This is a genomic window from Pseudomonas sp. Q12-87, assembly GCF_001269755.1.
Lineage (GTDB): Bacteria > Pseudomonadota > Gammaproteobacteria > Pseudomonadales > Pseudomonadaceae > Aquipseudomonas > Aquipseudomonas fluorescens_S.
This window is the reverse complement of record NZ_LHVI01000019.1, coordinates 15,072-29,692: the sequence shown is the minus strand read 5'-3', so window position 1 is coordinate 29,692 and position 14,621 is coordinate 15,072. Positions and strand designations below refer to the sequence as shown.

At 60.7% G+C, this 14,621-nt stretch carries 10 protein-coding genes; 2 read left to right on the top strand and 8 right to left on the bottom strand.

What is annotated here, in order from left to right; genetic code table 11:
• Positions 1-14: 14 nt before the first annotated feature.
• Positions 15-845, bottom strand: coding sequence for a p-hydroxycinnamoyl CoA hydratase/lyase (locus AD663_RS12100; protein ID WP_003181176.1), 831 nt, complete (start codon positions 843-845; stop codon positions 15-17).
• Between the two features lie 214 nt (positions 846-1,059).
• Here AD663_RS12100 and AD663_RS12095 point away from each other — a divergent pair, with 214 nt between their 5' ends.
• Positions 1,060-1,548 (top strand): MarR family winged helix-turn-helix transcriptional regulator, encoded by a 489-nt coding sequence (locus AD663_RS12095; RefSeq protein WP_003181174.1) that lies wholly within the window; start codon positions 1,060-1,062, stop codon positions 1,546-1,548.
• A 19-nt stretch (positions 1,549-1,567) separates the two neighbouring features.
• Here AD663_RS12095 and AD663_RS12090 read toward each other — a convergent pair whose 3' ends face one another.
• Positions 1,568-2,875, bottom strand: coding sequence for an OprD family porin (locus AD663_RS12090; RefSeq protein ID WP_053213804.1), 1,308 nt, complete (start codon positions 2,873-2,875; stop codon positions 1,568-1,570).
• A gap of 314 nt (positions 2,876-3,189) precedes the next feature.
• Between AD663_RS12090 and mhpT the strand changes: the two genes are divergently transcribed.
• Entirely contained in the window at positions 3,190-4,413 is a 1,224-nt protein-coding gene (gene mhpT / locus AD663_RS12085) for a 3-(3-hydroxy-phenyl)propionate transporter MhpT (RefSeq protein ID WP_053213803.1), read from the top strand.
• 1,009 nt (positions 4,414-5,422) lie between these two features.
• Here mhpT and AD663_RS12075 read toward each other — a convergent pair.
• The 6 genes from AD663_RS12075 to AD663_RS12050 all read right to left on the bottom strand — a co-directional run bounded on the left by AD663_RS12075 (position 5,423) and on the right by AD663_RS12050 (position 14,499).
• Positions 5,423-7,843, bottom strand: a complete 2,421-nt coding sequence (locus AD663_RS12075; RefSeq protein WP_053213801.1) for an RND family transporter — start codon at positions 7,841-7,843, stop codon at positions 5,423-5,425.
• A gap of 53 nt (positions 7,844-7,896) precedes the next feature.
• Positions 7,897-9,000 (bottom strand): YCF48-related protein, encoded by a 1,104-nt coding sequence (locus tag AD663_RS12070; protein ID WP_053213800.1) that lies wholly within the window; start codon positions 8,998-9,000, stop codon positions 7,897-7,899.
• Between the two features lie 69 nt (positions 9,001-9,069).
• Positions 9,070-10,431 carry a DUF1329 domain-containing protein gene (locus tag AD663_RS12065; RefSeq protein WP_003181163.1) on the bottom strand — a complete coding sequence of 454 codons (1,362 nt, stop codon included), beginning with the start codon at positions 10,429-10,431 and terminating at the stop codon, positions 9,070-9,072.
• A gap of 15 nt (positions 10,432-10,446) precedes the next feature.
• Positions 10,447-12,096 carry a DUF1302 domain-containing protein gene (locus AD663_RS12060; protein ID WP_053213799.1) on the bottom strand — a complete coding sequence of 550 codons (1,650 nt, stop codon included), beginning with the start codon at positions 12,094-12,096 and terminating at the stop codon, positions 10,447-10,449.
• A 90-nt stretch (positions 12,097-12,186) separates the two neighbouring features.
• Entirely contained in the window at positions 12,187-12,954 is a 768-nt protein-coding gene (locus tag AD663_RS12055; protein ID WP_053213798.1) for a coniferyl-alcohol dehydrogenase, read from the bottom strand.
• A 72-nt stretch (positions 12,955-13,026) separates the two neighbouring features.
• Positions 13,027-14,499 (bottom strand): benzaldehyde dehydrogenase, encoded by a 1,473-nt coding sequence (locus AD663_RS12050; protein WP_053213797.1) that lies wholly within the window; start codon positions 14,497-14,499, stop codon positions 13,027-13,029.
• Between the last annotated feature and the right edge of the window lie 122 nt (positions 14,500-14,621).

Genomic DNA, 14,621 nt, shown 5'->3' with positions numbered 1-14,621 from the left:
TTCGCCTTGGCGCTTCAGCGCTTGTAGGTTTGCAGGCCGGGCTTGATGCTCTTGTCGTCGAGGAACTGTTTCATGCCCTGCTCGCGGCCGCCTTCGGTATCGAGCAGACGGGACTGGTCGAGCTTGGCGTACAGGTAATCCTCGTTCTGCTCCCAGGTCAGTTCGCGGCAGCGCTTGAAGCCATGCTTGGCGGCCCGCAGCACCACCGGGTTTTTCTCCAGGAGGTTGCGCGCCAGTTCAACGGTGACTTCACGCAGTTGCGCCAAGGGGACGCTTTCGTTGACCAGGCCCATCTCGGCAGCTTTCTGCCCGCCGAAGGTCTTGCCGGTCATGATGTAGTACAGCGATTGGCGATGGCCCACGGTATCGGCCATGGCCTTGCTGACGAGGTTGCCAGGCGGAATGCCCCAATTGATTTCCGACAGGCCGAAAGTCGCTTCGTCGGCGCAGATCGCCAGGTCGCAGGCCACCAGAGGGCTGAAACCACCACCGAAGCACCAGCCATTGACCATCGCAATGGTGGGCTTGGCGTACATGCGCAGCAATTTCCACTGCCATTGCGAGGCTTCGCGACGGATTTTTTCCTGGAGGATTTCCGGCCCGGCATCCACTTCGCGGAAATATTCCTTGAGGTCCATGCCCGCAGTCCAGGCATCGCCGGCCCCGGTCAGCACCAGTACACCGGCGGCGGGATCCTGTTCCAGAGTTTCGAGCACGTCGATCATCTCGCGGTTGAGGGTCGGGCTCATGGCGTTGCGTTTTTCCGGGCGATTGAGGGTGACCCAGGCGATGCCTTCCTCAATGTCGACCTTGACCGTTTTCCAGCGACCGTCGTAATTGCTCATGATGCGCGCTCTCTTGTTCTTGGCTGAAGATGAGTAAAAGCTAAACCGCAAATTTAGTTATGTCAATTAACTATTAATTCGTTTATCTGTATTTTCTGAGTACTTGCTGGGATTGGCGGGATCTTGAATTTCGCGCTCGGCCGTAGCCACGGCGGCGCAACCCCGGCAAACTGGATAGCCTTGTTAACCACTCACCTTGAGGATGTTCACTTCGATGACCAAGTCTTCCAAGCTTGCCGAACCCGTTGAGCCACTGGCCACCGGTACCGACGCGCAGGCGCCGCTGGACGCCGCGCTGGATGACCTGATCGGTTATGCCCTGCGCCGCGCCCAGTTGAAATTGTTCCAGAACCTTATCAACCGGCTCGCCGTGCACGATTTACGGCCCGCCCAATTTTCGGCCCTGGCGATCATCGACCAGAATCCTGGCCTGATGCAGGCCGACCTGGCCAAGGCCCTGGCGATAGAGCCGCCACAGGTTGTGCCGCTGTTGAACAAACTGGAGAGCCGGGCCCTGGCCGTGCGCGTGCGCTGCAAGCCGGATAAGCGTTCGTACGGGATTTTCCTGAGCAAGACCGGAGAGACCCTGCTCAAAGAACTCCAGCAGATTGCCGTGCAGAGCGATCTGGATTCCACGGCGGCGCTTTCGGACGGCGAGCGGACGCAATTGTTGCGGCTGTTGAAGAAGGTTTATCAGCAGTAACTGACAGGCACACCGTTCGCTACCAGATCGGTACGCTGTAGGTCACCAGGAACCGGGTCTGGTTTTCATCGCGAAACGCCGCCGTGCCTGGAAAATCGTTACGGTAGATCGACTTGCGCGCCAGCAGCCCGACGTTTTTCAGCGGGCCGCCCTGGATCACGTAGCCCAGTTCCATCTGGAATTCACGCTCCTTGCGATCCTCGGCGTTGAGGGCCGCCAGGTCGATGTGATCGCCGCGCACATAACGCAGTCGTGTCCTCAGGCCCGGTACGCCCACGGCCGCAAAGTCATAATCATGGATCGCCTGCCAGGTGCGTTCCCGGGCGTTGAGAAAATCCGAACTCATGGTCATTTCGCTCAAGCCCATCAACTCGGTGCCGGACACATAAGGCGTGGCCGTATCGCCGCTGGAATGCATGTAACCCAGGCTCACGCGATGCCCACCCAAGCGATAGCCGATCAGCGCCGAGACATTGCGGTTATCCACTTTCCCCGCCTTGGCAGCACCGTTGTCATCGCTGAAAAAGCTGCGCAAGTCGGTGGTCAACACACCGTTGCCCAACGGCAGGTTGTGCAGCAATGCCAGGGTGTCCTGCTGGTACAGGTCCGCCACTTCGGCGTGGTAGGCCCGCACGCTGAGGTCTTTATTGATTTGGTAATCACCGCCCAGATACGCCATGTGGGACGAGGTTGCCGCGCCATTGAAACGGCGATTGGGCGAAGCGATGGTCATCGGCTGGTAGTCGGTGGAGTCGCGGCGGTTGATCCGGTCGATGTAGCCCGTGTTCAACGTCAGTCCGTCGATATCCTTGGAGCTGAGCGTCGTGCCGCGAAAGGTTTGCGGCAGCAGGCGCGACGGACTGGCAAAGGCAAACGGCAGGAAGATCGAGACATCGCCGGTCTTTACCAAAGTCTGGCCGACCCTCAGCTTGCCGGTCAGCGCCAAGCGCGAATATTCGTCGGCTGCACGTTTGTCGCTGCTGGAGACCGGCAGCAGTTCAGTGCCGCTGCGATCCGGCGACGAATCGAGCTTGATGCCCACCAATCCCCGGGCGTCCATGCCGAAACCGACGGTGCCCGGCGTGAACCCGGACTCCACGTTCATCATCAGGCCCTGGGCCCATTCCCGCGCTGCAGTCTTGGTGCCGTCGTCCTTGTAGTCGCGGTCCAGGTAGTAATTGCGCAGGGTCAAGGTGCCGTGGCTGTCGTCGAGCAATCCCTCGGCCAGTACGGCACTGGAACCCAGGCTCAAGCCGAGGCTGGCCAGCAGGGGGACGAAGGGTGAAACAGGACGCAGCGCAACAGCGCCCCGGGCAATTTTCGGCATGTTCGAGTCCACTTATTGTTGTTGTTTTTGATCGGCCGGCCTTGGGTGTCGGCGGGCCATGCGCACCAAGAATGGAAACGGTGATGGCGCTTCGTCAATCTGCAGTGACCGATAATCGAACATTAATATCATTAACCAATTTACTGTTTTGTTCGGTCTTTATGCTTAAGCCTCTGATTCTTCGGCCGAATCCTTCCACTTACAGCCCTCCACTGCATGTCATTCATTTTTTAGTTAGCTTTGTTAATCTTAAATCCAGCGACCGGACTGCTTCCCAGGCCGGTGTCCGGACAAAAACAATAAGAGGATTTGCCATGAACCAGCCGGCGCGTCGTGCGACGCTGACCATTGCCTTGTGTTTTATCGTTGCGTTGATCGAAGGTTTCGATTTGCAATCGGCCGGCACTGCCGCCGCCGGCTTGCGGCAGACGTTTGCCCTGGACCCGAAAATGATGGGTTGGGTTTTCAGCGCCGGGATCATCGGCCTTTTGCCTGGGGCGTTCTTCGGCGGTTGGATCGCCGATCGCATCGGTCGCAAGAAGATCCTCATCGCCGCCGTCCTGCTGTTCGGTGTGTTTTCCCTCAGCACTGCGCATGTCGAGCATTTTTCCAGCCTGCTGTTGGTGCGCTTCATGACCGGCCTGGGCCTGGGCGCCGCCCTGCCCAACCTCATTGCGTTGTGTGCCGAAGCCGTGGGAGAAGAACGCCGTGGCACGGCCATCAGCGTGATGTATGCGGGGGTGCCGTTGGGCGGTGCCTTGGCCGCGGTGGTCGCCATGGTTTTTGGCGAGCACTGGCAGATGACCTTTTTCATCGGTGGCTTGGCTCCCTTGTTGGTGGTTCCGCTGATGCTGTTGTGGCTGCCTGAATCCAGCGCTTTTCGCCAGGCGCAGGATGGCGGCCAACGGCGCGGCACAACCGCCCAGGCGCTGTTCGCTGAAGGTCGCAGCCGTACTACCGTGGCGCTATGGCTGAGCTATTTTTTCACCCTGACGGTCATGTACATGCTGCTGAACTGGCTGCCATCGTTATTGGTGGAACAGGGCTTCAGCAAACCTCAGGCCGGCTTGGTGCAGATGCTGTTCAACATCGGTGGTGCACTTGGCTCGTTACTGGGTGGCCTGTTGCTGGACCGCTGCAATGGCGTGAAGGTGGTGCTGTTTGTCTATGCCGGTCTGCTGAGCGCCCTGGCCGGGGTCGGCTTGTCCGTCGGCATCGTGCCGATGGCGATGGCAGGGTTCGCCGCGGGGTTGTTTGTCATGGCTGCGCAGTTGGTGCTTTATGCCCTGGCACCGCCCTCCTACCCCACTGCTGTGCGCGCGACTGGCGTAGGTGCGGCGGTCGCTATCGGACGGTTGGGTTCGGTTGCAGGTCCTTTGGCGGCTGGACAGATCCTGGCGGCTGGGGGTGGGACTGCTGCCGTATTGTTGGCGACTTCACCGGGGTTGGTGGTCGCGACGCTGGCTGTTCTTGGGGTGATGCGCCGTTCGGCTGGGCTGGGGCTCGGGGCGGCAAGGCCGGTTGTGAAACATTCCTGATTCGGCGTACATATCCGTTGTTGTCGTGATGGCGGCTTATGGTTCCGCTCCTACAGCGGCTCACTTTTGAAAAACGCAAAAGTAAGCAAAACGTTACATGCCCCACCACTTGGTGCCTCGCTAATGCTCGGCATGCCCTCTCTCCGGCATTGATCCGTGGGCCGCCGCGAAGGGCCATCCATGGCCCAGCGCGGCTACCTCGGCATCCATGCCGAGGTGTCCACTGCGCAATGCCTGCGTTCGGCCATCGTGGTTAACGGGGCGCCTTGAGATCAACGTCCGCGACGAGGCGGCCTAACGGCCGACCTGTTTCTTTGCGAACGTGTTCCCCTGTGGGAGCGGGCTTGCTCGCGAAGGCGGCGGCGCATTCAACGGCATCACAAGCTGGCCCACCGCTTTCGCGAGCTCGCTCCCACATGGAATTGCTGACTGTTGAAGATCCATTGTGGGAGCGAGCCTGCTCGCGATGATATCGGCGAATTCAACTAACTGCCGCTGACCCACCGCCTTCACTAGCAGATTCCTATGTTAGGTACATCAGAAAGAAGTAGGTAGTTTGTTGGACCGCCTTCGCGAGCAAGCCCGCTCCCACAGTTGGATGGGGTACATCAGAAAGAAACAGGCCGGCTATAAAGCCGCCTCGCCAGCTTTTGATCTGAGGGCCCCATTAACCACGCTGGCCGAACGCAGGCATTGCGCAGTGGGCATCCCGGCATGGATGCCGGGATAGCCGCGCTGGGCCATGGATGGCCCTTCGCGGCGGGTCCACGGAGCAATGCCGGAGTGAGGGCACACCGAGCCTAGGCGAGGTGCCGAGTGGTGGGGCAAAGCCTTTTGGGTTACTTTTTTGGCGTCTGAAAAAAGTGACCCGCCGTAAGGGCGGAACCCTAAGTCGCCGTTACCGCAGCAATGGATATGTACACCAACGACACAATCCACGCGAGCCGCAAGACAGCCTTCGCGAGCAAGCTCGCTCCCACAGATTCGATGTTCACCTGAATGAACGCAGTCACCCCCTAACCCACCGCTCCTGCCGGGTCAGTTCAGGCTTTTTTGCGAAGACCTTCTGTGGCAGCAGCAGCCAGGCCAAGGCCGGCAGCAGGATCAAGGCACCGAGCATATTCACCAGGAACATGAAGGCCAGCAAGATCCCCATGTCGGCCTGGAACTTGATCGGTGAAAAGGCCCAGGTCGACACAGCCACAGCCAGCGTCATACCTGTCAGCAACACCACCTTGCCGGTGAACAGCAGCGCCTGGTAATACGCCTGGGCCAGGGTGTCACCGGCACGCATTCGAGCCAGGATCACGCTCAGCACATAAAGCGCATAGTCGACGCCGATGCCCACGCCCAGGGCAATGACGGGCAGCGTCGCAACTTTCACCCCCATGCCTAGCCCCACCATCAGTGCCTCGCACAGGATCGAGGTGAGCATCAGCGGCAGCATCGCGCACAGGGTTGCGCGCCAGCTGCGGAAGGTCAGCAGACACAGCAGGCTGACCGCACCGTAGACCCAGAACAGCATCTCGCGCATGGACTTCTTCACCACGATATTAGTCGCCGCTTCGATACCCGCGCTGCCGGCCGCCAGCATGAACTTGACCTCTGGCACGTGATGTCCAGCGATAAACTGCTCACTGGCCTCCACCACCCGGTTCAAGGTGTCAGCTTTGTGATCGGCAAGATAGACGTATAACGACAGCATTGAACAACCCTGGTTGAACAGCTCCCGCGGTGCACGGGTTTGCACGGCGCCCAACGCGCCGTCGTTGGGGATCAGTTCATACCATTTGAAGTTGCCTTCGTTATAACCGGCCGTGGCGATCTTGCTCAGTGCCGCCATCGAAGTGGTCGACTCCACGCCTGGCAACTGCTCCAGTTGCCAGGCCAGCGCGTCCACCGCCGACAAACTGGCGTAACGGGTGCATTGGTCCTCCGGGGTCTTGATCATGACCACGAAAATATCCGAGCTGGCCGCATAGTTTTGCGTCATGAACAGCGCATCGCGGTTGTAGCGCGAGTCGGCGCGCAATTCCGGAGCGCCGGGGTCCAGATCGCCGATCTTCAAATGCAAGCTCACGGCAAAACCACACGCGGCCAACAGCAAGCCAACCACCATGGCGCCAATGGCCCAGCGCCGCTGGGTGAACAGGTCGAGTGCACGCCACAGCGGATGCTTGATCTGCGCCTGCTGCTCGGTGGTTTCCGAACTCAGGCTGCGTTGTGCCGCCGCCGGGCTCACGCCGATATAGCTGAGCAGGATCGGGAGCAGGATCAGGTTGGTGAAAATCAGCACCGCCACACCGAGGCTGGCGGTGATTGCCAAGTCCTGGATCACCCGAATATTGATCAACAGCAGAACGGCAAAGCCCACCGCATCACAGAGCAAAGCGGTGATGCCCGCCGCAAACAGTCGGCGGAAGGTATAGCGCGCGGCGACCACCCTGTGAGTACCACGGCCGATGTCCTGCATGATGCCGTTCATCTTCTGCGCGCCATGGCTCATGCCAATCGCGAACACCAGGAACGGCACCAATGCAGAGTAAGGATCCAGTTCATAACCGAGCAGGGCCAGCAGCCCCAGTTGCCAGAGCACCGCCGCCAGCGAACAGATCACCACCACCAGGGTGCTGCGCGCGCAACGGGTGTAGCCAAACAGCACCAATACCGTCACCAGCACCGCCACGACAAAGAACAGAAGTACCTGGGTCATCCCCTCGATCAGATCACCGACGATCTTGGTAAAACCAGTGATATGAATCTGCAGGTCGTCCGTCTGGTACTTGTCTCGCAACGCCTCCAATTGACGGGAAAACTCGCCATAGTCCAACGCCTTACCCGTCTGTGGATTGATTTCCAGCAACGGCACGAAAATCACACTGGACTTGAAGTTGCCCGCGACCAGTTGACCGACTTCTCCGGAGCGGGACACGTTGGTCCGCACCTGCTCGAGGCTGGTCGCTGATCCATCGTAGTCGTCAGGAATCACCGTGCCGCCGTCGAGTCCTTCTTCGGTGACGGCAGTCCAGCGGGTGGTCGGCGTCCAGAGCGACTTCATATAAGGCCGGTCGACGCCCGGCAACAGATAGAGTTCATCGTTGAGCTTGGCCAGGGTGTTGAGGTAGTCCTTGGTGAAAATACTCCCCTGCTTGACCTCCACGGCGATGCGCAACGAGTTGCCCAAGCCGCTCAACTCACTGCGATTGTCGAGGAAGTTGGCGACGTAGGGATGCCCCGTGGGAATGGTTTTCTCATAGCTGGCATTGATGCCGATGCGCGTGGCTTGCCAACCGAGCACCAACGTCACTAACAGGCACAGCAGGATCACCAGCGGTCGATGGTTGAAGATCGCGCGTTCGGCGAAGTTGCCTGACGCCCGGTCGAAGTCTTCCTGGCGGCTGATCACGGTCTGGATTTTGTCGTCTTTCAAGTTTGACTCCCTGTTGCACGAGCCGTGGCCCGATAGCGCTACACCGTGAAGTTTCAAGGTTTACCGGAGGCACGCGGATCCTGGTCAGCGGCCACGCCGCTCAAACCGACGCTAGCCAGGCTGCCATCGACCGCCTGTTGCATGGCGGCGACGGTCCGGCCGCTGCGGCTCTGACGCTTGTCAAAGCTTCGACCCTGGTCGTGACTGAATAGAAGCTCACCACTTTGGCTGGCCAACAGCAGGCTGCCGTCGCGCAGCTCAAGCGCAGTCGCCAATGTTGATTCGACACCGGTATCAAGGCGTCGCCAACTGCCGCCACGGTCATCGGACCACCACGCGTTTCCGCGCAAACCATAGGCAATCAACGCCCCATCGCGGGTACTGAGCAGGCCGAAAAAGCTGCCCTCATAAGGCGATTTCAACGCCTGGAATGACTGGCCGGCATCGGTCGAACGCAACAGCAGGCCGCGCTCTCCCACCAGCAGCAGATCGTTGCCCAAGGCGCGGATGCCATACAGGTTCAAGCCCTGCGGATTGTCCACATGCCGCATCCACGGCTGCCAGCTTCGCCCGCCGTCGTCGGTGCGGAATATCTGGTTGTAGGCGCCCACGACGTAGCCGTGCAGGCGGTCACTGAAATACAGGTCGAGAAACGGTTTGTCCGGTCCGTCATCGAGCATGTGTCGTGCTTGCGCCAGGTGGCTGGCCCCACCGGGTTGCTGGGCGTCGCGCTCGGCGATTTGCATCGCCAATGCGTTGGCCCGCTCACCGTCGAGTTGTTTTTGCCAGGTTTCCCCGCCGTCCTGGGTGTGCAGCACTACGCCCAGATGACCGACCGCCCAGCCCTGCTCGGCATCGACGAATTGCACCGCCGTCAGGCTGACGCTGACCGGCACCTTGGCCTGGCGCCAATTCACTCCTGCATCATCGCAAAGCAACACGATCCCGCGCTCGCCGACCGCCACCAGTCGGTCGCCGGCCCGGGCCAGCCCGAGCAATACCGTGCGCGGGGCTTTGGAAGTTGGCAATGCCGGCTGCTGCAGCACTGCAAACGTCGAGGCCTGTGCCCCCAGGGACACGCTCGCCAACAGGCATAACGCCAAGGCACAAACACCCCACAGCGGACCGCGTCTCGCAACGATTTTTTCAACATTCATATCGTTATCCCGCCAGAACAATCGTAAGCGACCGCGGCAAAGCTCTTTCTCGCCACGGCCGCCACCGGATCAGCGCATGTTTTCGTTGGCCATGGCATCCGGCGTGAAATAGGACGCCGAAGGCTTCGCGACTTTCTGGTACTGGACCGCCAAGTCGTTACTCGATGAGTTGAGGAAGTAGGCGCCGGTGTCGAGGTTGTAGCTGCCCCACATGACCTGTGCGGTGAGGGCCGGAAGGTCCGGGGCCAGTAGCGTCAACGAATACATCTGGCGGCCGAGCTTGCCTTGGGCGTCATAGCCGTCAGCCATGAGGATCTGCCAGGAATCTTCGTCGATGTAGTAAGTCCGACGCGGGACGACATGGCGCTTGCCGGACTTGAGCGTGGCCTCGACCACCCAGACCCGATGTTTCTCCCAACGCACCAGATCGGGGTTCAGAAAATTCACCTTGACCAGGTCGTCGCTCTTGGCCAGCGCGGCACGGTTATTGTTGTAGGCGACGATCAGTTCTTTTTTGCCCACCAGCTTGAGGTCATAACGATCGGTAGGCCCGAACAGCATGAACGCTTCGTCGAACAGGCCGACACCCGAGGTCACGAAGTCCGGCGTGTCATAGGCAATGTTCGGTGCCCGGCGAACCCGGCGCTGGCCGACCAGATATTGCCAGGCCGCGCGATTGGCCGGGTCCAGGTCCCAATGGGTCATCAGGCCTTCGCCGGCCTTGGACGACGGCAGCTCGGTCAAGAGTTTGCCCAGCAGGTATTTGCCCGAATAGTTTTCCAGGCTGCCGCCTTCGACGTAATAAGGAAATTGGTAGGTGTATTGGGCCCGGGTCGCTTGGACTTTCTTGCCGCCTGCGGTCATCAGCCAGGTATCGAAAGGCGAGCTGATGGTGTCGCCGCCCTGCCAGGACAACCGGTAATTCCACAGCGCTTGCGCACCGTTTTCCGGGATCGGGAACGGGATGCCGCCATAAGCGTTGGAGACCTTCTCGCTGTCCACCTCCAACGTAGCGCGGGTGGCGTTCTTGCTGGTGTTGTCATACACCCACTGCGGGGCGGCGGCCGAGCGATGGGTCGGGTACACGTCCAGGCGATAGTCCGGGTACTTCTTCAACAGCAGTTTGGTGCCTTCGGCCAACTCGCTGGCGTACTGCTCCATGTTCGAGGCCTTGATCGTATACAGCGGTTTTTCGCTGGCGAACGGATCGGGGCGCTTGTCGCCCGCTTTATAGCCGGGTGAGACCTGGGTGTAGCCGCCCTGCCAGGCCGGGACACTGCCATCGGCATTGCCGGCGCGCTCGCCGCCCAGGGGAGTCAGATCGGTTTTCAAACGTGCGGCCTGTTCAGGCGACACCGCCGCCTGGGCCAGGCTCATGCCGGCAAGGGCAAGGGCCAGGACGCAAATGTTCAGGAATCCTTTGTTCTGCATGGCGAATCCACCTTATTAGAATGAGGTTTTTACGTAGAGCGAGACGAAGTCGCGGTCGGCCAGCGATTGTCCGTAGCTGAAATTGCCGTCCTCGCGCAGCCCGGCTTTCGGTGCGCCGAAGAAATTCACGTAGTTGAGGCCGACGTCCCAGCGCTGCAAATAGGTGGCTTTGAGCCCGACACTCCAGTCGCCGGAATGGGTATTGCCGAAGCCGGACTTGTTGACGGCCGAGGACCGCCCATCGAGCACCACGCCCATGCCGATCGGCACGGTCAGGTCGATTCCGTCGACGATCTGAAAGTACGCCGGCTCCATCAACACTCGCAGCGCGGTGGCATCGCGGGTGGTGTTGGAATCCAGCGCGGCGGCGTTTTCAGTGACGCTCAGGGTGCGGTTCCAAGCCAGTTCGGCCAGGGCCGATCCGCCATCCCAGAATGCTGTGGGCGACAGCAGGTAAATCGCCGACAGGTTGGCGTGAGCGGTCTTGCCCCGGGCGAACAACGAATGGTCGTCGCCGTCGGCTTCCATCCCGGGCGTCACCACTTGCAGGTTGCTCACCAAGGGCGCATTCCAGCGCACCGACGTTTCACCGGCAAAATTGAACGGACCGTAGGCAGTGGAGAAACTGACACCGGCAGTCTTGATGTCTTCGGCGTAGACCTGACGATAGGAACCCAGGATGGGCAACCCAGTGGCCGCTGCGGCGGGACCGTCCAGGTACGCGTACAACCCGATCGGCGCCTTATCGTGATACTGGGCCGCGTAGAAACCCAGCTCCAGCTCGGTGCCGGTCGGCTTGAAGCGGATCTGCATGCCGCCCTGCCCCGAATTGCGCGGTTTCAGATCGCCGCCATTCACCGTGTCGTTGCCGAACACTTCCCGCAGGGGGCCGCTGCCATGACCGATGGCATCGGCATCGCTCAGGTAGCTGCCGGCGCCCGGCAGATTGGAACGCTCCCACTCAAACTGATAGTACGCACCCACCGACAACTGCGGGTTGATCTGCAATTGGCCGGAGATCTGGTTGACCGGGCGCAGGATCTCCTTGAACTGGGTCCCCGGCACGCTGAGCAACTTGACCACATCGGTTGGGCCTTGGGCATTGGCGATGCCGTTGCCGCCGTAGAACAGGCTTTCGCCGTAGATCAGGCTGTGGCGGCCCAGACGCGCCACGCCCTGGGAGTCTTCGCCCAAATCACCGCGCAAGAACACGAAGGCGTCGAGAATTTCCGCGTCGCGGCCATGAAGCTTGCGGGTTTCGCTGAGAAAGTGCGTCTGCTCGCTGCTGTCGGTGTCCTTGTTATAGATGTCGTCGTACCAAGCCGCGCCGCTCACGCGCAGCCCATAGTTTTGCCGGCTTAGGTCCATTTCGGAAAACAGGTCCAGGCGGTTGGAGACCAGGCCACTGCTGAAATTCTTGTCGCCCTGGCTCTGGATCGACGGGTAGAGGCCGTTGGCGGTAGGCGCGTTGACCACGTGACTGTCCTGGCCCTGCAGACGCCAGGCCTGGCTGTACTTGATGGTGTTGTCCCAACGCAGTTTCCAGTCGGAGTCGCCCAGGTCCATTTGCATGGCCTCGACCCTTTCGATCATCGCACCGGTGCTGCACAACGCCAGGAACAAGGCGCAATGCTTGAAACGAAGGCAATCTTTGACGTTATCCATGGACGCTTCTCGTTATTGTTATTTTCAGGCATGGCTTTGCAGCCACCACGCTCGGGTAAGCGGCGTGCGCCGCTTTCTACGGGTGTGCATTCAGATGTAAGTGGAGGCCAATCCGCCATCGACGGGCAGGTTGATGCCGTTGACCCATCGCGACTCATCGGCGCACAGGAAAGCAATCACCACCGCCACCTCATCGGCATACGCGGGACGTTTCATGCGATGGGCATCGGCCTGGGTCCGAGCCTCGCCGAGCATGCTCACGAAGTCGTCGAGGATCGGTGTGAAAACCGGACCTGGCGCGACACTGTTCATGCGCACCGAGTGCTCCAGGAACCAGGGTTGGGCCTGTAGGTAGGTCCAGACGATCAGCGCTTCCTTGAAGTACTGGTAACAGGTCTGGTCCGGCACCGGGTGGTCGGCGAGCCAGGCTTGCCCGGCGGCAAACCCTTCGATACGCGCCAGCGCCTTGTGCTGCTCCAGGCGTAACGGCCACTCGGCGCCGAGGATCGAGGCGATGTTGACGATGCTGCCGCCAGCGCTGATGCGCGGTAACAGCGAACCGGTCAGGTGGCGCAGCCCAAGGTAGTTGACCCGCGCCAGCAGTTGCGGGTTTGCGGTGCCCGGCACACCGGCGATATTGCACAGGCTGTCGAACCGTGCGGGTAGCTGAGGCAGCAAGCGTTCGATGTTCTCGGCACTACTCAAATCGCCCTGCACAAAACCGTCCAGGGTCATGTTCGGAGCCTTGAGGTCCACGCCAATCACATGGGCGCCGTGAGCGCGCAACACGCTTGCCGTGGCAGCACCGATACCCGACGAGACACCGGTGACCAGCACAATCTTGTTGTCGAGTTTCATGTTGAGTCCTCTTATTATTTTTGTCTGCTCGCAGGGGCCTCAGCTCATTGGCCCCTGTTTAAAAAACAAGCCTCAGAACGGGTAGATCGGCGCCTTATCCTTCACCGTCACCCATTGCCACTGCGTGTATTCGTCCCAGTCCGCCGGCCCGCCGACGCTGCCGCCGTTGCCCGAGGCACCGCGTCCGCCGAACGGGTTGATGCACTCATCGGCGACGGTCTGGTCATTGATGTGCAACATGCCGCACTCGAGCCGCTCGCCGATGGCCATGGCCCGTCCCACCGAGGGCGAGATGATCGCCGCCGACAAGCCGTACTCAGTGCGATTCGCCAGTTCGATGGCTTCATCGTCGGTGGCGAAACTGACCACCGTTGCCACAGGACCAAAGACTTCGTCCTCGAACGCGCGCATGCCCGGTTTCACACCGCTGAGCACGGTGGGTTGGTAAAACAACCGGTCGTATTCACCGCCAGTTTCCAGCGTGGCGCCGGCCCGGACGCTGTCGCTGACGATGTCATGCACCCGTTGCAGCTGCCGCTGATTGATCAACGGGCCCAACGCCGCTTCTTCGCGGGCGGCGTCGCCCACGGTCAATGCCCGAGCTTTCTCGACCAATCTGCGCGTGAAGTCCTGGGCAATGGATTCATGGACCAGGATCAACCCGGTCGCCATGCAAATCTGCCCCTGGTGCATCCAGGCGCCCCATGCTGCATTGCGGGCGGCCAGATCCAGATCGGCGTCTTCGAGGATGATCAGCGGGTTTTTGCCGCCCAATTCCAGCGCGACTTTCTTCAAGTTGCGCCCGGCCACTTCGGCCACTTTGCGACCGGCACCGGTAGAGCCGGTAAAAGCAATCATTTTCACGTTGGGGTCGCGGCACAGCGCCTCCCCCGCATCCGCCGCACCGGGCAATACTTGCAACAGCCCCTTGGGCAACCCGGCGGCTTCAAACAGCCGGGCAATCAGGAAACCGCCACTGACCGGCGTTTGCGGATCAGGCTTGAGCACGACCGCGTTTCCCGCTGCCAGGGCCGGCGCTACGGAACGCATCGACAGCACCAACGGAAAATTGAACGGCGAGATCACCCCAATCACGCCGTGGGGCAAGCGGCGCGCATAGGACAAGCGCCCCGCCTCGCTGGGCAGCACCACCCCGTGGGCCTGGGACAGCATGCCCGCCGCCTGGTGCAGCAGCACGATTGCCTCACGGACCTCGTGCTGGCCCTTGAATAAGGCCGCGCCAGTTTCCCGGGCGACGTACAGCGCCAGTTCCGCAAAAGACCGTTCGGCCACATCGGCCGCCTTGCGAAAGATCGCCGCGCGTTGCCGTGGCCCCAGCGCTGCCCATGCCGGTTGGGCCAGGGCTGCATCGCGACTGGCCTTGGCGATGTCGGCGGCGTCAGCCGTGGCACTGCGCATCAGTCGCTCGCCGGTGGCCGGCTCAATAATCGATTGCAGCGGGCCCGAGGCAGGCACCCAGTCACCGTTGAAAACGCATTCCGACTCGATCACCTCAGACAGCAGGTGGCTTTTGGCTGCAGACATGTATAACTCCCGGCTCTTTGTTGTTGTCATCGTTTGCCGCACCTGGAAGGTCGCGCCGCAAACGCCGTGAAAGTGCTTGAGCAAGCGCTGTGCCGGTTTTGCCTGCGTACCGCGATAAAGCT